Source organism: Rathayibacter sp. VKM Ac-2760, from assembly GCF_009834185.1.
Classification (GTDB): Bacteria; Actinomycetota; Actinomycetes; order Actinomycetales; family Microbacteriaceae; genus Rathayibacter.
Genome location: NZ_CP047173.1, coordinates 3,077,464 through 3,098,457, shown reverse-complemented (window position 1 = coordinate 3,098,457; position 20,994 = coordinate 3,077,464). Strand labels below are relative to the sequence as shown.

The following is a 20,994-nucleotide window of genomic DNA, read 5'->3' as shown; positions in this document are numbered from 1 at the left end:
GGCAGGGGAGGTCCTTGCTGGTCGAGTAGCCGCGTCAGCGGCGTATCGAGACCCGCGTGTACGGAGCTGGTGGATCTCGACACGCCCCTTCGGGGCTACTCGATCAGCAAGGGGGGGAGGGGGAGTGGACCCGCGGAGGGGGATGCGAAGAAGGGGATGGTTCCCTCCGCGGGCCACAGGGGCGCCGGCGCGGGGCCGGCGGGCTCGGGGTCAGGCCGCGCGGGCCGTGGGCAGCTCCTCGGCGAGCAGCCGGAGTCGCAGCGCCCGGAGCTCGGCGGTCAGCTCGGGCGGCAGGCGGTCGCCGAAGCGGGCGAAGAACTCCTCGGTGAGCGCGCACTCGTCGAGCCACGCCTCGATCGGCACCGCGAAGAGCTCCTCCTCCGCCGCGGCCGAGAGGTTCAGCCCGTGCGTGTCGATCGACACCGGCAGGTCGCCGATCGCGCTGGGCCTCGACTCCGCGAGCCCCTCGATCCGGCGGACGAGCCACTGCAGCACCCGCGCGTTCTCGCCGAAGCCGGGCCAGAGGAAGGAGCCGTCGGCTCCCTTGCGGAACCAGTTGACCTGGAAGATCGCGGGCGCCTTCTCGCCGAGGTCCGCGCCGACCGCGAGCCAGTGCGCGAAGTAGTCGGCCATGTTGTAGCCGCAGAACGGCAGCATCGCGAACGGGTCGCGGCGCAGCTCGCCGACCGTCCCCTCCGCCGCGGCCGTCTTCTCGGACGCGATGGTCGCGCCGAGGAAGACGCCGTGCTGCCACGAGGTGGCCTGGGTCACCAGCGGCACGTTGCTCGCGCGCCGGCCGCCGAAGACGATCGCGTCCAGCGGAACGCCGTCGAAGGCGTCCCAGTCGCCGGAGAGCGTCGGGCACTGCTCGGCCGGCGCCGTGAACCGGGCGTTGGGGTGCGCGGCGGGCGTGCCGGAGGCGGGCGTCCACGGCTCCCCGCGCCAGTCGGTCAGCCGCTCGGGGACCTCGTCGGTGAGGCCCTCCCACCAGACGTCACCGTCCTCGCGGAGCGCGACGTTGGTGAAGATCGTGTTGCCCCAGAGGGTGTGCACGGCGTTGGGGTTGCTGCTCTGCCCGGTGCCCGGCGCGACGCCGAAGAAGCCGGTCTCGGGATTCATCGCCCACAGGCGGCCGTCCTCGCCCTTCTTCATCCAGGTGATGTCGTCGCCGAGGGTCTCGACGCGCCAGCCGGGGATCGTCGGCTGCAGCATCGCGAGGTTGGTCTTGCCGCACGCACTCGGGAACGCCGCCGCCACGTGGTAGCGGCGACCCTCGGGCGAGACGATGCGGATGAGCAGCATGTGCTCCGCGAGCCAGCCCTCCTCGCGGCCCATCGCCGAGGCGATCCGCAGGGCGAAGCACTTCTTCGCCAGCAGCGCGTTGCCGCCGTAGCCGGAGCCGAACGACCAGATCTCGCGGGTCTCCGGGAACTGGGTGATGTACTTCGTCGCGTTGCACGGCCAGGCGACGTCCTCGCGGGTCGTGCCGTCGGCGTCGCGGAGCGGGAAGCCGACCGAGTGCACGCCGCGGACGAAGGCGGTCTCCTCGGTGAAGGCGGCGAGCGGCTCCGCGCCGACGCGGGCCATGATCCGCATGTTCAGCGCGGCGTAGGCGGAGTCGGTCAGCTGCACGCCGAGCTGCGAGAGCGGCCCGCCGACCGGGCCCATCGAGAACGGGACGACGTACAGCGTCCGGCCGCGCATCGAGCCGGCGAAGTGCGGGGCGAGCTCCGCCTTCATCGCGGACGCCTCGCGCCAGTTGTTGGTCGGGCCGGCGTCGGCCTCGTCGGTGGTGCAGGTGAAGGTGCGGTCCTCGACCCGGGCGACGTCGTCGGGGTCGGTGCGGGCGAGGAACGAGCCGGGCCGCCACTCCGGGTTGAGGGCGATCAGCTTGCCCTCCTCGACCATGCGGCCGGTGAGGCGGTACCACTCGGCGGGGGAGCCGTCGATCCACTCGATCGCGTCGGGCTGGAGGAGCGCGGCCGTCTCGCGCACCCAGCGGCGCAGGGCGAGCGGCGCGGGCGGGACGATCGGCGCGGCGACCGCGGTCGGTGCGGTCATCGTGGTCGTCTCGAGGAGGAGGGTGTTGCTGTAGATGCTCATGCTGGCTCCGCTTTCAGTGCAGTCGTCGTCGACGGGGTGGGGAGTCGGTCCTCGTGGCGGTCGTGATCCGACGAGGCGAGGGGCGCTCTCTGGCGCCTGAAGCCAGAATGGAGGAGGATCGAGGGGTATTTGCGGGGCTGGAGCCGTCAAGAAGCGCGGTTTTTGCGCCTCCGTCACAACCGATCGCTGGAGCTCGCCGTGACCGACACCACCGTCCCCGCCGCCGGGACCGCCGCCGGGACCGACGCCGGGCCCGCCGCCGGGCCCGCCGCCGGGACCGACGCCGCCCTGCTCGGGCAGCGGATCCGGCACTTCCGCACCCGGCGCGGGCTGACCCTCGGGCAGCTCGCCGAGCGCGTCGGCGTCTCGGGCAGCCAGCTCTCGCTGATCGAGACCGGCCGCCGGGAGCCGCGGCTCTCCCTGATGCAGGGCCTCGCCACCGCGCTGGGCGTCGAGCTCGCCGCGCTGCTCTCCGACGAGCCGCCGAGCGAGCGCGCCGCCCTCGAGATCGAGCTGGCCCGGGTGCAGAAGGGCTCGCTCTACCGCTCGCTCGGCCTGCCCGAGTTCAAGGTGAACAAGGGACTCACCACCCCGGTGCTGGAGGCGTTCCTCGGGGTCTACCGCGAGCTGGCGCGACGGAAGAGCGAGGCCAGCGCGACACCGGAGGAGGCGCGGCGCGCCAACACCGCGCAGCGGCTCCAGCTGCGCGAGCGCAACGCCCACCTGCCCGAGATCGAGGCGGTCGCCGGCGAGATGCTCCGCACGGTCGGGCACCGCGGCGGCGCGCTGACCCACAGCTCGGTCTCGAAGATGGCGCGGCACCTCGGCTTCGAGATCATCCACGTCGGCGACCTGCCGCACTCCGCTCGCTCGGTGATCGACCTCGCCAACGGGCGGATCTACCTGCCGCCCGCCTCGATCCCCGGCGGGCACGGGCTGCGGGCGCTCGCGCTGCAGGCGATGGCGCACCGACTGCTCGGCCACGAGCGCCCCGCCACCTACGCCGACTTCCTCCGCCAGCGCCTCGAGATCAACTACTTCGCGGCCGCCTGCCTGATGCCGCTCGAGCCGGCTGTGGCGTTCCTCGAGGAGGCCAAGCGCGAGCGCGACATCTCGGTCGAGGACTTCCGCGACGGCTTCGGCGTCACGCACGAGGCGGCGGCGCTGCGCTTCACCAACCTGCTGACCTCGCACCTCGACATCCGGATGCACTTCCTCCGCGTGCTCGGCGACGGCTCGATCCAGAAGGCCTACGAGAACGACGGCCTGCCGCTGCCGACCGACGTCACCGGCGCGGTCGAGGGGCAGACGGTCTGCCGCTACTGGTCCGCGCGGTCGGCCTTCGGCCGCACCAACCGCACCACGGAGTACTACCAGTACGTGGACACGCCGGCCGGCACCTTCTGGTCGGCCTCGCAGACCGGGACCACCGCGACGGAGGAGTTCTCGATCACCGTCGGGGTGCCCTTCGCCGAGGCGCGCTTCTTCCGCGGCCGCGACACCGACCGCCGCGAGCAGTCCCGCTGCCCCGACGAGTCCTGCTGCCGCCGCGCCCCCGCCGAGCTCGCCGCGCGCTGGGACGGCAACGCCTGGCCGAGCGCCCGCCTGCACGCGCACGTCCTCGCCCCGCTGCCCTCCGGCACCTTCCCCGGCATCGACGACGCCGAGGTCTACGCCTTCCTCGACACCCACGCCCGCGAGTCCTGACCCCCCTCCCCTCCTCCCCACCCCCGCCACCCTCCGCGAGATGCCAGTTGAGTACACCTGCATCGGCGTGTCGCGCACCCAACTGGCATCTCGCGGAGGGGGCTGTGGAGAACGAGAGCGAGGAGGGCGGGGGAGCGGGCAGGGTTCCGGCATGGAAGAGGAGTCGGGCAAGGTCATCGCATCGAGGGACGGGGCATCGCGTCGGAGACTCGCGGCCGAGTACCCGGTCGTCGCGTTCCGCGGGGCGCGAGCGGCCGTGGAGCCGATCACGTACGAGGAGAGGATCGCGGCGTTCTCGGCGGTGATGCGGCCGGGGGAGTTCTTCTCGCACGACACGGCCGCACACCTGCTCGGCCTTCCCGGCCGGACCCCGACGGAGGTGACGCCGCTTCACGTGTCGGTCGCGCCGCCGTTGCGCGCGGCGCGGCGAGTGGGTGTCCGGTCACACCATCTCTGGGACGAGGCGGTCGCGGTCGTCGACACGGGGTTCCCGGTCGCCGACCCGGCGTCGACCTTCTGCCACCTCAGCTCCTCGCGGTCGGTCGACGATCTCGTCGTGCTCGGCGACGCCCTCGTCCTTCCTGACGAGGAGGGGCGACGACGGGGTGTGCGGGTCGACCTGGCCGCGCTGTCGGCGCGGGTGGCCGGGTACCGAGGGAGAGGCGGGAAGCGCGCCCGCGAGGCGATCGGCTGGGTCCGCGAAGGCTCCGAATCGCCGATGGAGACGGTGCTCCGGCTGCTCCTGATCCGCGCCGGCCTGCCCGAGCCGAAGCTGAACGTCGAGCTCTACGACGCCGACGGCACCTTCGTCGCGCGAGTGGACCTGCTCTACCGCGACCAGCGGGTCGTCGTGGAGTACGACGGCGACCATCATCGGACCGACAAGCGCCAGTACGAGCGGGACATCGCCCGCAGTGAGGCCATCCAGGCCCTCGGCTACGACCACATCCGAGTCCGCGCCTCCGGAGTGCTCACCCACCCCGAGGCGACCCTCACCCGCGTCCGCCGCGCCTTCACCCGCTGACCGTCCCCGCGAGATGCCACTTCAGTACGCGACACGCCGTAGGAGGCGTACCCAACTGGCATCTCGCGGAAGGGAGGGGAGGGTCAGCCGGAGATCAGGGCGCGGGCCGTGCCCTCGTCGAGGATGAGGTCGGTGAGCAGGCCCGCGGCGAGGGCGCCGCGCAGGCCCGGCAGCTTCGAGGCGCCCGAGACGACGCAGATGCGGCGGGAGGCGCGGCGCACGGTGGAGAGGTCCGGGCCGCTTGCACGTTCGTTCATGGGGATGTCGTCCCAGGTGCCGTCGGCGCGGTAGAACACCGTGGCGACGTCGCCGACGACGCCGGAGGCGCTGAGCGAGGTGAAGTCGCTCGGCTCGAGGTAGCCGCCGATGTAGACCTTCGAGGGCACCGCCGCGAACGGCGAGCCGAGGCCGAAGAGCGCGACGTCCATCCGCTGCTGCAGCTCGAGCACCCGCTTGGTCGAGCGCTCGCGCCAGACCGCCTTCTTGGTCATCGGGTCGTCGAAGAACGCCGGCACCGGGAACTGCTGCACCTTCGCGGCGTAGGCGTCGCCGAAGCGGCGGAGGATCTCGCTGGAGTAGTTGATGCCGGTGGTCTCGGTGTTGCCCGCCCCGTTGAGCTGCACGATCTGGGTGTTGTGCGTCTCCTTCGCGATCAGGTGCCGGCTCATCGCGCTCATCGTCGAGCCCCAGGCGATGCCCACGATCATGTTCGAGTCGATGAACGGCCCGAGGATCCGCGCGGCCGACAGCGCGACCCGCTCCAGCCTGTCGATCTCGCTGGTGTGATCGGGCACCGGGACGATGTGCGCCGTGATGTCGAAGTGCGCGCGCACCTCCGCCGAGAGCGCGCTCGCCCGATCGAGCGGCGAGCGGATCTGGATGTCGACCAGTCCCGTCGCGCGGGCGTGCGAGAGCAGCCGCGAGACGGAGGAGCGCGAGGTGTGCAGCTCGTGCGCGATGGCGTCCATCGTGAGGTCCTGCATGTAGTAGAGCTGCGCCGCACGGAGCGCGTCCCGGGTCTTGTCGGGGTGGGTCGCGTGCGTCGTCTCGTCCAGTTCGACGACCGGTCGGACAGGGGTCATTGCCACTCCTTGCACGTATTTCCACCCGTCTTGACCGGATGTGTTGTCGGGTCAAGGATGTCTGTATTCCCTCGCGATATCAACCGTCCATCCGGGGCGGCCACACTCGCACGAGGCATTCGACGCAACACCTACGACACGAAGGCGAGTACGAAGTGGCACAGTCTGTCGGAACTCCCGGAAGCTCCTCTCTCCGCGAGAGCGTCTCCGCCCTGCGGGACAACCCCCGCGCGACCGTCCTCGTGATCGGCGGTGGGATCAACGGCATCGGGACCTTCCGCGAACTCGCGCTGAACGGCGTCGACGTCGCCCTCGTCGAGCGCGGCGATTACGTGTCCGGCGCCTCCAGCGCGTCGAGCCACATGATCCACGGCGGCATCCGCTACCTCGAGAACGGCGAGTTCCGCCTCGTCAACGAGGGCGTGCACGAGCGCAACGGCCTGCTCAAGATCGCGCCGCATTACGTGAAGCCGCTGCAGACCACGATCCCGATCTACTCGACGTTCTCGGGCATCCTGGCCGCGCCGCTGCGCTTCCTCACCCACAAGTCGGGCAAGCCGCAGGAGCGCGGCGCGCTGCTGATCAAGGTCGGCCTGACCCTCTACGACTTCTTCTCCCGCGACGGCGGCGTCGTCCCGCGCCACCAGTTCCACGGCCGCAAGCGCTCGCTGAACGAGCTGCCCAAGCTCGACCCGAAGATCAAGTACACCGCCACCTACTTCGACGCCTCCGTGCACGAGCCGGAGCGCCTGGCGCTCGACGTGCTGCGCGACGCGCTCGTCGGCGGGAAGAAGGCCCGCGCGGCCAACTACGTCGAGGCCGTCGGCACCGCCGAGGGCGGCGTGCTGCTGCGCGACCGCGAGAGCGGCGAGGAGTTCGCCTTCCAGGCCGACGTCGTCGTCAACGTCTCCGGGCCGTGGACCGACTTCACCAACACCGCGCTCGGCACCACCACGAAGTTCATGGGCGGCACCAAGGGCTCGCACATCGTCCTCGACAACCCGGAGCTGGTCGAGGCCTGCGAGGGCCGCGAGATGTTCTTCGAGCACAGCGACGGCCGCATCGTCCTGATCTACCCGCTCAAGGGCCGGGTCATGGTCGGCACGACCGACATCGAGGCCGACCCCAACGAGCCGGCCGTCTGCACCGAGGACGAGATCGACTACTTCTTCGACCTGGTGAACCACGTGTTCCCCTCGATCCCGGTCACCCGCGAGCAGATCGTCTTCAAGTTCTCCGGCATCCGCCCGCTGCCCCGTCACGACGACGAGACCCCCGGCTTCGTCTCCCGCGACTACCGCATCGAGCCCTCGACCCTGCCCGGCGGGAAGACCCCCGTGCTGAGCCTGGTCGGCGGCAAGTGGACGACGTTCCGCGCCCTGTCCGAGCACCTCTCCAACGAGGTCTTCAAGCGGATCGGCGTCACGCGCCGCGTCTCCACCGTCAAGACCGCGATCGGCGGCGGCAAGGGCTTCCCGCGCACGGACGCCTCGCGCGCCCAGTGGATCAGCCAGCACCGCTCCGGTCTGTCCTCGGCCCGCACCGGCCAGCTGCTCGAGCGCTACGGCACCCGCGCGCAGGAGGTCATCGAGGCGCTCGCCGACGGCCACGACGAGGCGCTCGACTTCGACAAGGACTTCACCACCGGTGAGATCCGCTACCTCGCCCAGCGCGAGAGCGTCGTGCACCTGATCGACCTGGTGATGCGCCGCACCAACCACGCCTTCACCGGCGGCCTGAGCCGCGAGCTCCTGGAGGAGCTTGCGCAGCACACCGGCGAGGTCCTCGGCTGGGACGAGAGCACCCGGGCGCAGGAGGTCGACGCGACGATCGCGCACCTCAAGCAGTACAACGGCGTCGACGTGGGCGGCAGCTCCGTTCAGGCGCCGACGGCGGTCCCGGCCTCCTGACGGGGGTCGCTGGCGCAGATCGACGGGAGTCCCGGTCCGAGGAGAGAACTCGGGCCGGGACTTCGTCGTGACAACGCACAAACGTGCACGCGGCGTTCCTTGTCGCCGCGGCAGGGCGCGGATAACTTCACACACGTCGGGCATCGATGCCCGACGCGGGCGCGCTGGCGCGTTCCGTCTTGAGAAAAGGAAAAGGTCAACGTGGACAATCTCGGAGTGGTGTTCCTCGCGGAAGTCGTGGGAACGGCGATGCTCGTGCTCCTCGGCTGCGGCGTCGTCGCCAACGTGGCACTCGTCAAGAACAAGGGTTTCAACGGCGGATTCCTGATGGTCAACTTCGGCTGGGGCTTCGCGGTCTTCGCCGGTGTGATCGTCTCCTACAACTCGGGTGCGCACCTCAACCCCGCGGTCACGCTCGGCCTCGCGGCCAGCGGAGCGACGGAGTTCGGCTCGGGCGTCCCGGTCAACATCGTCTCGATCCTGATGTACATCCTCGCCCAGATGATCGGTGCGATCATCGGCGCCGTCTTCTGCTGGCTCGCCTACAAGCAGCACTTCGACGAGGAGCCCGACGCGGCGAACAAGCTCGGCGTCTTCTCGACCGGCCCGGCCATCCGCTCCTACGGCTGGAACTTCGTCACCGAGGTCATCGGCACCTTCGTCCTCGTCTTCGTGGTCATCGGCTTCGGCGGCGGTCGTCAGGGCGACGGCGGACTCGCGGCCCTGGGCGCCCTGCCCGTCGCCATCCTGGTGATCGCGATCGGCGCCTCGCTCGGTGGCCCGACCGGCTACGCGATCAACCCCGCCCGTGACCTCGGCCCGCGCATCGCGCACGCGCTGCTCCCGATCAAGGGCAAGGGCTCGAGCGACTGGAGCTACGCCTGGGTGCCCGTCGCCGGCCCGATCGTCGGCGGTGTGCTCGCCGGTCTCGCCTCGACCGCGCTGCTGCCGATCCTCTAGACGCCGAGCTTTTCGGCGTCGAGCACTTCGGCTCCGAGCCGCCCTCTTCATCACCCCGTTACGAAGGAGTAATCATTCATGGCTGACTACGTCATCGCTATCGACCAGGGGACCACGTCGTCCCGCGCGATCATCTTCGACAAGAAGGGCTCGATCGTCTCCACCGGACAGAAGGAGCACGAGCAGATCTTCCCGCGCGCGGGCTGGGTCGAGCACGACCCGGTCGAGATCTGGAACAACGTCCGCGAGGTCATCGGCCAGGCGCTCTCCCGCGCCGACCTGACCCGCCACGACATCGCCTCGGTCGGCATCACCAACCAGCGCGAGACCGCCGTGGTCTGGGACAAGACCACCGGCAAGCCCGTCTACAACGCCATCGTCTGGCAGGACACCCGCACGCAGTCGATCGTCGACCGGCTCGCCGGCGACGAGGGCGCCGACCGCTTCAAGTCGATCGTCGGGCTCCCGCTCGCGACCTACTTCTCCGGCACCAAGATCGTCTGGATCCTGGAGAACGTCGAGGGCGCCCGCGAGAAGGCGGAGGCCGGCGACCTGATGTTCGGCACCACCGACACCTGGGTCCTCTGGAACCTCACCGGCGGAATCGACGGCGGCGTGCACAAGACCGACGTCACGAACGCCTCGCGCACCCTCTTCCTCGACCTCGAGACCCTCGAGTGGCGCGACGACATCCTCGAGGCCTTCGGGGTGCCGAAGTCGATGCTCCCCGAGGTGTGCTCGTCCTCCGAGGTCTACGGGCAGGTCGAGTCGTCCTCGCTGCTGCGCGAGGTCCCGATCGCCGGCATCCTGGGCGACCAGCAGGCCGCGACCTTCGGCCAGGCGGCGTTCGATCCGGGCGAGGCGAAGAACACCTACGGCACCGGAAACTTCCTGATCTTCAACACCGGCACCGAGATCGTGCACTCCAAGAACGGGCTGCTGACGACCATCGGCTACAAGCTCGGCGACGGCGAGGTGCACTACGCGCTCGAGGGCTCGATCGCGGTCTCCGGCTCGCTGATCCAGTGGCTGCGCGACAACCTCGGCCTGATCGGCTCGGCCCCCGAGGTCGAGGCGCTGGCCGCGACGGTCGAGGACAACGGCGGCGCGTACTTCGTCCCCGCCTTCTCCGGTCTCTTCGCGCCGTACTGGCGAGCGGACGCGCGCGGTGCGCTCGTCGGCCTCACCCGCTACGTCAACAAGGGCCACATCGCCCGCGCCGCGCTCGAGGCGACCGCCTTCCAGACCCGCGAGGTCCTGGACGCGGTCAACGCCGACTCCGGTGTGCCGCTGCAGGAGCTCAAGGTCGACGGCGGCATGATCGCCAACAACCTGCTGATGCAGTTCCAGGCCGACATCCTCGGCGTGCCCGTGGTGCGCCCGGTCGTCGCCGAGACCACCGCGCTCGGCGCCGCCTACGCCGCGGGCCTCGCGGTCGGCTTCTGGGAGAACCTGGACGACCTGCGCCAGAACTGGCAGGAGGACTCGCGCTGGACCCCGCAGATGGACCAGGACGAGGCCGCCCGCCAGTACCGCCTCTGGAAGAAGGCCGTCACGAAGACCTTCGACTGGGTCGACGAGGACGTGCAGTAGGCACTGCACCGCTGAACGCACGAGGGCCCGCGCACGTGACGTGCGCGGGCCCTCGTGCGTGTCGCGCCAGACGGAGCGCACTGCTCGTCCTCATGACACCATCTTCATATGGTGATCGACTCCGCTTCCCGACCAGCCGCCGAGAGCGCCCGCAGCGCGAACGAGAGCAGCGCGAACGAGAGCAGCGCGAGCGAGAGCAGCAGCGCGAGTGAGCGCCGGCCCCCGCGCGGCCGCGCGGACAGTGAGGCGGACGATCGCAGCGTCGCCGCAGTCGTCGAAGCCTGGGTGACCGGGCAACGGCACCCGGTCCATCGCACCGTGATCTTCGCCGAGGTGGACGACGACCGGGTGGACGAGCTCGCCGGCCGGGACGCCTCGGCGGCGCTGCTCGTCCCGGCGGAGGCTCGGTCGAGTGGGCCGTCCTCAGCAGAGGAACGCGCGCGCCGCGCGGTGGGGACCGTGATCGAGTACCGCGGGCGGTTCGGCGAGATCGGCGACGAGATCACGATCGCCGGACGCACGCTCGAGCTTCAGGACTACGCCGCCTCCGCCTTCCTCGACGTCGTCGGGCCGATGGTGGTCCGCCTGGGCGACGAGGGCGGCTGGGCGGCTCTCCTGGACGACGCCGACATCGTCCTGGGTGAGGGTCTGTTCCCCGCTCATCTCCTGCATCCGAGCGTCCTTCTCGCGGAGCGGGACGCTTTCCTCGCCGAAGCGGTCGGCCGGCCCCGCGAGCCCCGTCCCGTCGTCCCGGCATCCGGTGGAGTGCGCTGGGCCCCGGAGGGCCCGACCGCCACCGCCGCGACGACGAGTCCGCTCGTACAGGCGTTCGGCGGGGTGGTCGCTCCCGAGCGGATCCTCGTCGATGCGCGGGCGCGGCCGTGGCTGGGTCGGTACATCGCGGCGATCGAGCTGCTCCGGCGCACCGGACGCGGCCCGTGCGCCGAGATCCTCGGACTCGGCGTCTCGCTCCTCGAGGACGAGGCAGCGGACGTCGTCGTCCCGGTCGATGCGGCGTTCCTGACCCGGGGCACGGCGGACTGGCTGCTCGAAGACCTCGCCACGCGTCGCCGCTACCGTCTCTCCACTCGTGCTGCAGCCGTTGTCGAGGCTCTGCAGACCTCGTCGAGTCCGGAGCGCGCCGTCGAGCGCTGTGCGTCCGCGCTCGGGCTCTCCCGCGCCTCCGCCGCGGCTCACGTCGCCGAGATCGCACTGCGGCTGGGTGAAGCGGCCCGCTCCTCTCCTGAGGCGGCGGCTCCGTGACGGGCCCGGACAGCCGAGGCCGGAGGTCCCCGGTGTGGCCCGCGCTGGTCGCCGCCGGTGAACCGGCCTTCCGCGCCGTGTCGGCAGACGGCGTCCACGTCACGGGGACCGACGGGCGGCGCTATCTCTGCGCCGACAGTGGCCTGTGGAACGCTTCTCTCGGCTACGGCAACCGAGCCGTCGCCGCTGCGGTGGCGCAGACACTCGTCGAGGCGTCCTACCTTCCTCTGTTCCGGTCGAGCCACCTTCTCGCCGAGCAGGCCGCCGACGCCCTGCTCGACCGAGCGGGCGGACGGTACGCCCGAGTCCTGTTCTCGACCTCGGGTGGAGCGGCGAACGACGCCGTCATGAAGCTGGCGCGCCACTTCTGGCGGCTCGGTGGCACGGAGCGCCGCATCGTGGTCGGTCTCGAGGGGAGCTACCACGGGCTGACGCAGGGCGCGCACGCGCTGAGCGGCGACTCTCTGCTCCAGGACCTCTACGCGGTCGATCGGCGAGGAGTCCGGCACGTCCCCTTCGGCGACGGCGGAGACCGCCTCGCCCGGCTCCTCGAGCGGGAGGGTGACCGAGTCGCGGCGCTCGTCCTGGAGCCGGTGCTCGGCTCGGGATGCGTCGCACTGCCGGACGATTTCCTCAGTCGGGTGCAGGAGCTGCGCGAGCAGCACGGCTTCCTGCTCGTCGCCGACGAGGTCGCGACCGGGTTCCACCGCACCGGCCCGCTGTTCGCGTCCGACCTCTGGGATCCCGCACCCGACGTCCTCGTGCTGTCGAAGGCGCTGACGAACGGGACCTGCGCGGCGGCGGCGGTCCTCGTCGGCGACGGCGTCGTCGCGGCCTTCGACGAGGCGGGCGCGGTCTTCGTGCACGGGGAGACCCAGGCGGGGTCCCCGCCGACCTGCGCCGCCGTCCTCGCCACGCTCGCCGAGTTCGATCGACTGCACGTCGCTGATCGGTCCGCGGCCCTCGCCGTGCGGCTCGACGGCATGCTCGACGAGCTGCAGCGGACGAGGCTGATCCACTCGTCCAGCGGCGCCGGTTGCTTCCGTGCCGCGCACCTCCGCGGACCCGACGGAGCACTCCTCGGCGGTGCCGAGGTCGCCGCCCTCGTGGCGGAGATCCGAGAGGCGGGTGCCCTCGTTCATCCCGGTCCTTCGGCGATCCAGCTCGTGCCGGCGCTCGTCTTCGAGGCGGAGCACGTCGACGAGCTCGTGCGGTGCCTCCGCACGGTTCTCGAACGGCGAGACGTGCGCTCGCCGCTCTCCGCCCACTCGTCCGTGCACAGGCGCGCGCGGTGAACGCGTCGATCTGGTGCCCCACCCGCGTCACGACCGGCGAGGGTGCGACCTCGGGCGTCGTCGCCGGGCTCCCCGCCGGTGACGCGACGCTCGTCGTCGCTGACACCGCGCTCCTCGGACGAGCCGAGCGCGTCGCAGCAGGAAGGAGCGTCGTTCCTGTCTCGGGAGCCGCGATCTCGACCGTCAGGTCGCTCGTGGAACGGCTCGAGGAGCAGCGGCCCGCCGCGATCGTCGCCCTCGGCGGCGGATCCGTCCTCGACGCGGTCAAGGTCGCGGTGGCGACCGGCACCGAGCGCCTCCCCGCCCTCCTCCGGCAGCTGGACCGCGGCCCTATCTCGACTCGCCGGCCGCTCCGGAACGGCGCTCCCGTCCTCATCGCCGTGCCGACCACCCTCGGCACCGCATCCGAGGTGAGCCCCATCGCCTGCGTGACGACAGCGGCCGGGCACCGACTCGTCGCGGGGGACGACCTGCGCCCGCAACTGGCCGTGCTCGACCCGGAGCAGCTCTCCACCCTGCCCGCTCGACTGGTGCGCGAGGGCGCGCTGGAGATGTTCCTCCGGGTGGCCGGCACCGCCGCCTCCGGGGCCCTCTCGCCCGTCGCCTTCGATGCGGCGGTCGACCTGGGGCGTCGGATGCTGGCGCTGGGCGATCGGCTGCGGACGGAGGACACGACTGCCTCCCGCGGCGCACTCGCGCTGCTCAGCGCCGAGTCCCGCTGGTCGTGGAGCGCGCATCCGATCGACCCCTTCGTGCTCAAGCACTGGTATCCCGCGAACGAACTCGCGTGGGCGGCGTCGATCAGCAAGATCGCGGCGACACTCCTCGTGCTGCCCCGCCTGTGGGCTCTCGTCCTCGAGGGCGAGCGGCGGCTGGGAGACCGCGCCGCTCTCGAGCGGTTCTGGCGGGAGGTTCGACCGGCGGTGTCGGCATCGCCCTCCGATGCGGTCCTCGCGGTCGCAGCGGACTGGGGGATCGCACCGCCGCCCGACCCGCTTCCGGCGGTGATGCGATGCGCGGCGCGCGGCACCGCCGCGACGTGGGTCCGTGCCGGGGGAGCCCTCTCGGACTGGGACGAGGCTCTCCTCTCCGCCGTGCTCGGCCCACGCGCGGCCCCGACCTGCGGCGACGGCCGGCACTCCGACTCCGGCGCGGGCGACCCCGCGACGGTTCCCGAGATCGACACCGGAGGGAGGTGAACACATGACACACAGCAGCACGCAGACGCTCGGCGGCGATCTCGCCTTCGTCGAGCTCGAGGCGCTCGACGCCCCGTCCGAGGACTCCTTCTGGCAGGGGGTGGTGGCGGGAGTCGGGGTGATCGGCATCGTCGCGGTCGTCGCGACCTGACCGGACGGACCTGCACGGGTCCGGTTCCGGAACGCAACAGCGGTCGTCTCACGGCGGCGCGCACAAGGAGGAGACACACGATGACGAACGACACGGCACTCGCCTTCCAGCCGCTCGAGGCGTTGAACACGCCCGACGACGGCTTCGACTGGTTCCACGGCTTCTCGATCGGGGTGGGGCTCGGTCTCATCGCGCTCAGCGCGACCTGAGCCCCGCACCAGAACGACGGAACGAGAGAAGAGCACACCGGAGGAGGTGACATGGAGACGACAGCACTGACCTTCGAGGAACTCGAGGACATCGCGGCGCCCCTCGAGTGGTGGCAGACCGCGGGGTACGTGATCACGGTCGTGGGCGGATTGGTCGCGATCGCCGCGACCTGATCTCCCGCCGTCCTCGGATCCCGAGCAGGGCCGCTTCCGAAGGAAGCGCTCGCCCGGGATCCGAGGACCGCCCGCTCGCCCGCCACCCGCCGACACACCTGCAAGGAGCGCCATGACCACCCACGCCGGACCCCGCACAGCGGGCGAGGAGCCGTCGTTCCCCGACGTGTCCGCCCTGACCGCGCGGACGATCGACATCGCCCGCTCCCGGAACTGGCCGGTGCGCATCGAGCCCCTCTACGGTCCGGAGGGCTCGACCGTGTACGCGCATCTCACCCGGGACGACCGCACGGAGATCCGCGAGATCGTCGCGGCTGCCCGGCGGGCGAGCGGGCCGGTCCTCGAGCTCGCTGCGGGAGCCGGACGCCTGACCCTCCCGCTGCTCGCTCTCGGACGCCGCGTGACCGCCGTGGACTCCTCGCCGACGATGCTCGATCTGCTCGAGCGCAGCGTCGGACCACGGACCGCCGGGCGTCTCACCGCGGTGCGGGCGGACATGACGGGGATCATCGAGCGGAAGGCGTTCGGCACGATCGTCCTGGGCGCGACGTCCATCACGCTCCTCGACCCGGACGGTCGGCAGGCTCTCTACGGCGCCGTCGCCGCGGAGGCCGCTCCAGGGGCCCGCTTCCTGGTGACCGTCGCCGAGGACGGGGCACCCGCTCGCGAGGACCCCTCGGCCGGACGAACCACCGGACCCGTGCTGTCCTCCGAGATCCGGGGCGACCGTCGCCTCGTCAACGTCCTCGTCCCGCCTCGGACGGACGCAGCGGCCGCGACGGTGCTGACCAGCTCGGTGACGCTGCTCGACCGTCGGACACTGACGACCGAGCTCGCAGCCCGGGGTTTCGACCTCGCCGACGAGGTCGCCGTGCGCCGCCGCTCCGGCGCGCCCTCCGGCGTCGTGCTCCTGGAGTGGGCATGCCCTCGGCAGTGAGGACGCTCGACCCGAGCACGGGGATCGCGGACGGCACGACGGTCCTTCCTCCGCGCCCCGAGACTCCCGTCTGGCAGGTGGTGGTCCGGCTCGCCGCGCTCCCGGGACGCCTGTCGGAGCGCGATGCACTCGGACTCGTGGGCGCCTCCGATCTGTCGCGACGAGGAGCGATGACGCGTGCCGCCGGCGAGGCGATCGAGCGGTCGGCACTCCGGCCCGTTCCCGCTGTCGATGAGGGCGAGGCTCTCGTGACAGCGGTGTCGCCGCTCGACGGCGGGACAAGAGAGATTCCACTGGCACCTCTGCTCTACGACGCGGAAGCGCTCCGTCCCCGTTCCGCCGCGGAGGGCGCAGGGAGCGGCGGTGCGGACGAGCCCACGCCGTCCGGCGCCGCGGCCGGCGGCTCGGTGGCCGATGCCGCGGCGTCCGCGCTCCTCGAGCTCGTCGAGAGGGACGCGCTGATCGTGGCGTGGGCCCGTCGCCTCGCCCTCGTCCGCGTCGGTCTTCGCGCCGAGTCCCGCGCCTCGGGCGTCGTCGAGCTGCTCCGCGCTCCGCTCCTCGCCCGGGGCGGCGATCTCGTCGTCGCGGACCTGGGGACAGACGTGCCCGGGGTGCACGCCGTCGTCGCCGTCGTCACCGATCCGGGGACCGGTGCCGGTGCGGTGGGTGCGCGAGCCGCGACGGACCTCGACAGCGCAGTGATCGGTGCATCGCGGGAGGCCGTGCAGGCCCTCCACCTCGCCCGCACCCTCCGCACGGCGGGCAGTGGATGTGCTCCGGCGATCGTGCGCACCGAGCAGGACCGCGCGGCGTTCTGGTCGGGGGACGAGGCGCTCCACCACCTGCTGCGCTGGACCGCCACCTTCGAGTCGCCGGACTCCGACTCGCCGGGTGGCGCGGAGGTCTCCAGTCCGGTCGACCCGGAGCTGGTGCCGGAGCTCCTCGAGCGCGCGGGTCTGCATCCGCTCGTCGTCGACCTCACCGAGCGTCTTCCGGTCGCCGCGCGCGAGCTCGGCTGGCACGTGGTGAAGGCACTCTGCCCGGAGCTGCAGCCGCTCCGGATCGACGAGGCGCGCACGAGCTCCTGGCGGCACGACCGGCTGATCTCCGCGCAGGAGCGGACCGGCTTCCTCAGCGCGTCGAGACCCGGGGAGGTGTTCGATGTCCCGCATCCGCTCGTCTGACCGGCGGCAGCGCTCGCACGCCTCTCCCGGAGAGCAGCGGCCGCGGCTCCTCGACTCGGTGACTCTTCTCGAGCCGCGGAGTGGAGCGACGGCATGGATCGTCGCGCTCGACGACGTCCCTGTCGCGCGGGTCGCGCCCGGCGCCGTGGACGTGCTCCGCCTCCTCGACGGGCAGCGCACGCTCCCCGAAGTCCGCCGGATCGTCGGGGCCGGCGCCGAGGAGCTCGGGGAACTCGTCGCGCATCTGAGCGCCTCCGGGCTGCTGGCGGAGGCGCCGCGCCGCCGTCCCCGAGCCGTGACGGTGATCCCGCCGTTGACGGTGCAGTTCGCGACGACGCGGCTCACGCCGCTGCTGACGGCGATCTCCGACCGGGTGCGCCCGGCGTTCGATCGCCGGGCGCTGCGCCGGACCGTCCTCGTGGCTCTCGTCGTCCTGCTGATCGCCGGCGCCGCGGCGGCGGTGGCGCAGCTCCCCGTGCTCGCGGCGGTCGCCGGCGCCCCGCTCTCGCTCGGCTCGCTCGCGGCCGTCGCGATCGCCCTCGTCCTCGCGACGGGGATCCACGAGCTGGCGCACGGCCTCGTCCTGCACCTCGCCGGCGGCACCGCCCGCCGGACCGGGCTGATGGTCTTCTACCTGACCCCCGCCTTCTTCGTCGACGTGACCGACGGATGGCGGCTCCCTCGCCGCCGGCACCGGCTCGCGGTGGCCCTGGCCGGTCCGGCGGTGCACGCGGCCGCCGCCTCGGTCGCTGTGCTTCTCGGCCTCGCCTCCGGCCCCGGCCCGACCCGGGAGGCGGCGTCGGCATTCGCTCTCGCCGCGGCCGGGATCACGGCGCTCAACCTGCTCCCTTTCGTGCGCTTCGACGGCTACTACGCGCTCGTCGCCGCGACCGACACCCCGCATCTGCGGGAGCGCGCGCGGGAGGCTCTCGACGCGCTCGTCACCGGCACCTCGGGCGACCGCCGTCCCTGGATCCTCCTCCTCGGCCTCGGCAGCCTGATCGCGCCGACCGTCCTCGTTCTGCTCGCCGCCGGCCGGATCGCGCACTGGTCGTCCTCGGCGGGCGTGGTCGGCGCCGTTCTGATGTCCGGGCTCGCCGTCCTGCTCGCCGTGGTCGTCGCGCGCGCCTGTGTGCGCTGGGTGCGGCGGCCCGGCCGTCGCGGCCGTCGCGTCGCTCTCCTCGTCGTCGTACTCGGCGCGGCGCTCGCCGCGTCCCTCGTCGTCCCCGTCTCGCGCACTGTCACCGTCGGCTACGTCTCCGACGAGCGTGGGGCCTGGCTCGTGGCCTCGGAGGCGGACGCGCTCGACGCCCTCCTGACCGGGGATCCCGTCGCTCTCGAGACCCAGGGCGTCCTCCTGCATCAGCACGTCGGCGCCGGCAGCGTCGGCGCCCCGCTGTCGACCGGTCCCACGACGGCACCCCTCGAGTGCTTCGCCCCGGTGCGCGTCGCCGGCGAGCCGGTGAGTGTCGCATCCCGCCCGCTCCTGCTCGACGCGGGCGAGAAGGCACCGCGCGCCGGCGCGGCCGTCGTGGAAGTCGGCGACGACCGCCCGGCCCTGACTGCCGCCGTCGAGCACCTCCTCGGTCTCGTCGATGCCGTCGCGGGTCCCCATCACTCCGTCCACGATCACTCCGACCAGAGGTAGACAGATGACCCATGCGATCGCCTTCGAGCGCTTCACCAAGAGATACGGAGGGCACGAGGTCGTCTCCGATCTCGACTTCGCCGTGAGCTCCGGCACGATCGTCGGCCTGCTCGGCCCCAACGGCGCGGGCAAGAGCACAGCGATGAAGGGGCTGGTCGGCCTCCTCCGCGCGTCGAGCGGACGGGCGACGATCAAGGGCCGCGACTTCCACGAGTTGCGGAACCCCGCGTCCGTCGTCGGCGTGCACATGGACGGCTTCGGCTTCGAGAGCGGAATCACCGCGCGGCGCCACGTCCAGCTCTGCGCTCTCGCCGCGGGCGCGCCGCTCTCGCGCGTGCAGCGGGTCCTCGACGAGGTCGACCTGGCTCCGCAGGCGGGTCTTCGCGTCAAGCACTTCTCCACCGGGATGCGCCAGCGGTTGGGGCTCGCCGTCGCCCTCATCGGCGAGCCAGAGGTCCTGGTGCTGGACGAGCCGGCCAACGGACTCGACCCGGAGGGAGTCCGGTGGCTGAGGAGATTCCTCCGCTCCTACGCCGATGCCGGTGGCACCGTGCTGGTGTCGAGTCATCAGCTCGCGGAGCTCGCGCAATCGGTCGACGAAGTGGTGGTCCTCCGTCGGCGCCTCCTCTACGCGGGGCGGCTCGAGGAGCTGCTCGGTTCGAGGAGCGGATCGCTCGAGGACCGCTACTTCGATCTCGTCGAGGGACACGGCGGGGCGAAGGACGAGGGAGACGGGCTGTGAGCCGGCCCATCCGCGCGGAACTGCTGCGCAGCGTCACCGGCTCCGCGGGGGCAGCCGTCCTCGCCTTCGCACTGCTGGTGCCTCTGGCGGTGCTCGCCATCGCCCCGCAGCCCACGGCGCCAGTGGATCCGACGACGGCGGTCTACTCCGCGTGCGGCACGTCGTTCATCACGGCGATGTTCTGGGGCAGCTACGGCGTCACCCGGGAGTTCTACTACGGTTCGCTGGGTCGCTCGCTCGTCGTGACCCGACTGGTCGACCTCTTCCGCGCGAAAGCGGTCGCAGCCGCGACGACCTCGCTGATTCTCGGAGCGGTCACCGCCGTCGCCTGGATCGCGGTGACCGCGATCGTCGTCGGCTCAGCCGGGGAGTCGTTCACCCCGTCGTTCGACATGCTGCCGGTCGCACTCGGCTCGACGGTGTCCTCGGCGCTCGGCGGTGTGCTCGGTTCAGCGGCAGGGTGGATCACCCGCAACTACTACGGCGCCTGCGGTCTCGTCCTCGCGGTGCCGTTCGCCGTCGAACTGCCCCTGCTCTCCGTGGCGCCCGAGATCGAGCGTCTCCTTCCGGCGGGAGCCCTCGCCGGGATCACGCCGTCCGAGACCCTCCCTCTGCTGACGCCGGCCGCGGCGCTCGGAGTCGCCGTCGGCTGGTGCGCGATCGCCACTGTCGCCGCCTGGTTCGTGACCGTTCGGAGGAGCGAGTGATCGGGAGAGCGCTGCGGACCGAGTGGTACCGCGTGCGCATCGACCGCTCGCTGCCGATCGGCGTCGCGCTCGCCCTCGTTCTCGGGCTCAGCGTCGTCCTCGGGGTGCCGGACGGGCTGCGCGCTGCTCGCGAGGAGGTGCGGCGCGCCGTCTTCGCCGAGCTCGGACCCGCTCTCCTGATCGACTCCGCGGTGGTCGCGGGCATCCTGGGCTCCTTCGGCTGGACAGCCGATCTCGAGCGCGGGGTCATCGCGCGACAGCTCGGCTTCCTCGCGCGGCTGCCCCTCCTGGGGGTGCGAGCGGTGACGGCGACGGCGGCCGGCGCGACGCTCGCGCTCGTCACCGCGGGCTCCGGATCGCTCGCCTTCGGAGTCGACGCCGGTCTCGCGGTGAGCCCGGCGGAGATCGCGGGCCCCGCAGCGATCGTCGGCGCAGCAGCGGGATTCCTGGGTCTCGCCGTGGGCGCCGTGATCGGACGGCACCTGCTCGCGCTGTTCGCGGTCCCGGTGCTGTTGGCCGGTGCGCTGCCGGTCGCCGCGATCCTTCCCTGGGCGCTCTGGGCATCGCCGCTCGGCGCCTGGCTCCTGGCCCTGGGCTGCGCTCCGCCGGGCTCCGGCAGCGCCGGCGACACGTCCGCTGGTCTGCTCGCCGGAGCGATCTGGCTGATCGTCGCGGCCGGCCTCGCGTCTTTCGCGGTCGTGCGCAGGGACGTCGGATGAACGCCGATCCCGGAGCGCCGGATGATCATACGAGTATGATCGAGTCGCTTCGACAGGCATCACGAGGGAGAGAGACGGCTATGGACGACGGAGGGACCCGGTCGGCGGAGGAGAGAGCCTGCGGCACGGGAGATCGGCCGCATCGACGGCGACGCCGGTTCTGGACTCTCGCGCTGGGCGTCGTGATGATCATCGGCGCTGTCGTGGGACTGACGACCTCCGGTCCGACCCCCGGCGCGCTCGCCACGGCGGCGGTGTCCGGCGCCTGCGCCGTCGTGGCGTTCGCTGCGGCGATCAGGCGTCCGTGAGGATCGATCCCCGTCCGTCGGTCTGCGTCGCGCCTCTCGAGACCGTCGTCAGGCGCCTGCGCCGGCGCGCGTGCGTCCC

General features: G+C 71.9%; 19 protein-coding genes. 17 read left to right on the top strand and 2 right to left on the bottom strand.

All coding sequences use genetic code 11. The annotated features are described in order from the left end of the window. Positions 1-210: 210 nt before the first annotated feature. Entirely contained in the window at positions 211-2,061 is a 1,851-nt protein-coding gene (locus GSU72_RS13990; protein WP_159986840.1) for a phosphoenolpyruvate carboxykinase (GTP), read from the bottom strand. Positions 2,062-2,391: 330 nt separating this feature from the next. Here GSU72_RS13990 and GSU72_RS13985 point away from each other — a divergent pair, with 330 nt between their 5' ends. Next, positions 2,392-3,810 carry a helix-turn-helix transcriptional regulator gene (locus GSU72_RS13985; protein ID WP_159986839.1) on the top strand — a complete coding sequence of 473 codons (1,419 nt, stop codon included), beginning with the start codon at positions 2,392-2,394 and terminating at the stop codon, positions 3,808-3,810. 151 nt (positions 3,811-3,961) lie between these two features. After that, entirely contained in the window at positions 3,962-4,834 is an 873-nt protein-coding gene (locus tag GSU72_RS13980; protein WP_159985610.1) for a DUF559 domain-containing protein, read from the top strand. An 83-nt stretch (positions 4,835-4,917) separates the two neighbouring features. Here the strand turns inward: GSU72_RS13980 and GSU72_RS13975 are convergent, their stop codons facing one another. Next, positions 4,918-5,916, bottom strand: coding sequence for a sugar-binding domain-containing protein (locus GSU72_RS13975; RefSeq protein ID WP_123445261.1), 999 nt, complete (start codon positions 5,914-5,916; stop codon positions 4,918-4,920). Between the two features lie 155 nt (positions 5,917-6,071). On the opposite strand from GSU72_RS13975, the gene GSU72_RS13970 reads away from it, so the two are divergent. The 15 genes from GSU72_RS13970 (at position 6,072) to GSU72_RS13915 (ending at position 20,607) form a co-directional block, all read left to right on the top strand. Beyond that, positions 6,072-7,826: a glycerol-3-phosphate dehydrogenase/oxidase gene (locus GSU72_RS13970; RefSeq protein ID WP_244255824.1), complete on the top strand. Its 1,755-nt coding sequence runs from the start codon at positions 6,072-6,074 to the stop codon at positions 7,824-7,826. A gap of 201 nt (positions 7,827-8,027) precedes the next feature. Further along, on the top strand, positions 8,028-8,786 hold the full coding sequence (locus GSU72_RS13965) for an MIP/aquaporin family protein (protein ID WP_159985609.1): 759 nt from the start codon (positions 8,028-8,030) through the stop codon (positions 8,784-8,786). A 78-nt stretch (positions 8,787-8,864) separates the two neighbouring features. Then, positions 8,865-10,379 (top strand): glycerol kinase GlpK, encoded by a 1,515-nt coding sequence (glpK, locus tag GSU72_RS13960; RefSeq protein ID WP_159985608.1) that lies wholly within the window; start codon positions 8,865-8,867, stop codon positions 10,377-10,379. 108 nt (positions 10,380-10,487) lie between these two features. Beyond that, on the top strand, positions 10,488-11,642 hold the full coding sequence (gene mpaB, locus GSU72_RS13955) for a daptide biosynthesis RiPP recognition protein (protein ID WP_159985607.1): 1,155 nt from the start codon (positions 10,488-10,490) through the stop codon (positions 11,640-11,642). A gap of 32 nt (positions 11,643-11,674) precedes the next feature. Next, the gene (mpaD, locus tag GSU72_RS13950) at positions 11,675-12,937 is read left to right on the top strand and encodes a daptide-type RiPP biosynthesis aminotransferase (RefSeq protein WP_159985606.1); all 1,263 of its coding nucleotides are present in this window, start codon (positions 11,675-11,677) and stop codon (positions 12,935-12,937) included. Further along, the gene (locus tag GSU72_RS13945; RefSeq protein WP_159985605.1) at positions 12,934-14,136 is read left to right on the top strand and encodes an iron-containing alcohol dehydrogenase; all 1,203 of its coding nucleotides are present in this window, start codon (positions 12,934-12,936) and stop codon (positions 14,134-14,136) included. The genes mpaD and GSU72_RS13945 overlap by 4 nt, the downstream gene beginning before the upstream one ends. 4 nt (positions 14,137-14,140) lie before the next feature. Further along, positions 14,141-14,287 carry an MpaA1 family daptide-type RiPP gene (gene mpaA1 / locus GSU72_RS21210; protein ID WP_167306112.1) on the top strand — a complete coding sequence of 49 codons (147 nt, stop codon included), beginning with the start codon at positions 14,141-14,143 and terminating at the stop codon, positions 14,285-14,287. An 80-nt stretch (positions 14,288-14,367) separates the two neighbouring features. Beyond that, positions 14,368-14,496, top strand: a complete 129-nt coding sequence (locus tag GSU72_RS21845) for a daptide-type RiPP (protein WP_279631670.1) — start codon at positions 14,368-14,370, stop codon at positions 14,494-14,496. A 51-nt stretch (positions 14,497-14,547) separates the two neighbouring features. Then, a complete protein-coding gene (gene mpaA3 / locus GSU72_RS21840; RefSeq protein ID WP_279631669.1) occupies positions 14,548-14,670 on the top strand; it encodes an MpaA3 family daptide-type RiPP in 123 nt (40 codons plus the stop codon). A 112-nt stretch (positions 14,671-14,782) separates the two neighbouring features. Beyond that, positions 14,783-15,607, top strand: a complete 825-nt coding sequence (mpaM, locus tag GSU72_RS13940; protein WP_159985604.1) for a daptide-type RiPP biosynthesis methyltransferase — start codon at positions 14,783-14,785, stop codon at positions 15,605-15,607. Beyond that, positions 15,592-16,791, top strand: a complete 1,200-nt coding sequence (locus GSU72_RS13935) for a YcaO-like family protein (protein ID WP_208545061.1) — start codon at positions 15,592-15,594, stop codon at positions 16,789-16,791. The genes mpaM and GSU72_RS13935 overlap by 16 nt, the downstream gene beginning before the upstream one ends. Before the next feature lie 58 nt (positions 16,792-16,849). Beyond that, a complete protein-coding gene (locus GSU72_RS13930) occupies positions 16,850-18,439 on the top strand; it encodes a hypothetical protein (RefSeq protein ID WP_208545060.1) in 1,590 nt (529 codons plus the stop codon). A 4-nt stretch (positions 18,440-18,443) separates the two neighbouring features. Further along, on the top strand, positions 18,444-19,181 hold the full coding sequence (locus GSU72_RS13925; RefSeq protein ID WP_159985601.1) for an ATP-binding cassette domain-containing protein: 738 nt from the start codon (positions 18,444-18,446) through the stop codon (positions 19,179-19,181). Then, positions 19,178-19,888 carry a hypothetical protein gene (locus GSU72_RS13920; RefSeq protein WP_159985600.1) on the top strand — a complete coding sequence of 237 codons (711 nt, stop codon included), beginning with the start codon at positions 19,178-19,180 and terminating at the stop codon, positions 19,886-19,888. Before GSU72_RS13925 ends, GSU72_RS13920 begins: the two co-directional genes overlap by 4 nt. After that, positions 19,885-20,607 carry a hypothetical protein gene (locus GSU72_RS13915; protein WP_159985599.1) on the top strand — a complete coding sequence of 241 codons (723 nt, stop codon included), beginning with the start codon at positions 19,885-19,887 and terminating at the stop codon, positions 20,605-20,607. The genes GSU72_RS13920 and GSU72_RS13915 overlap by 4 nt, the downstream gene beginning before the upstream one ends. Positions 20,608-20,994: the final 387 nt, after the last annotated feature.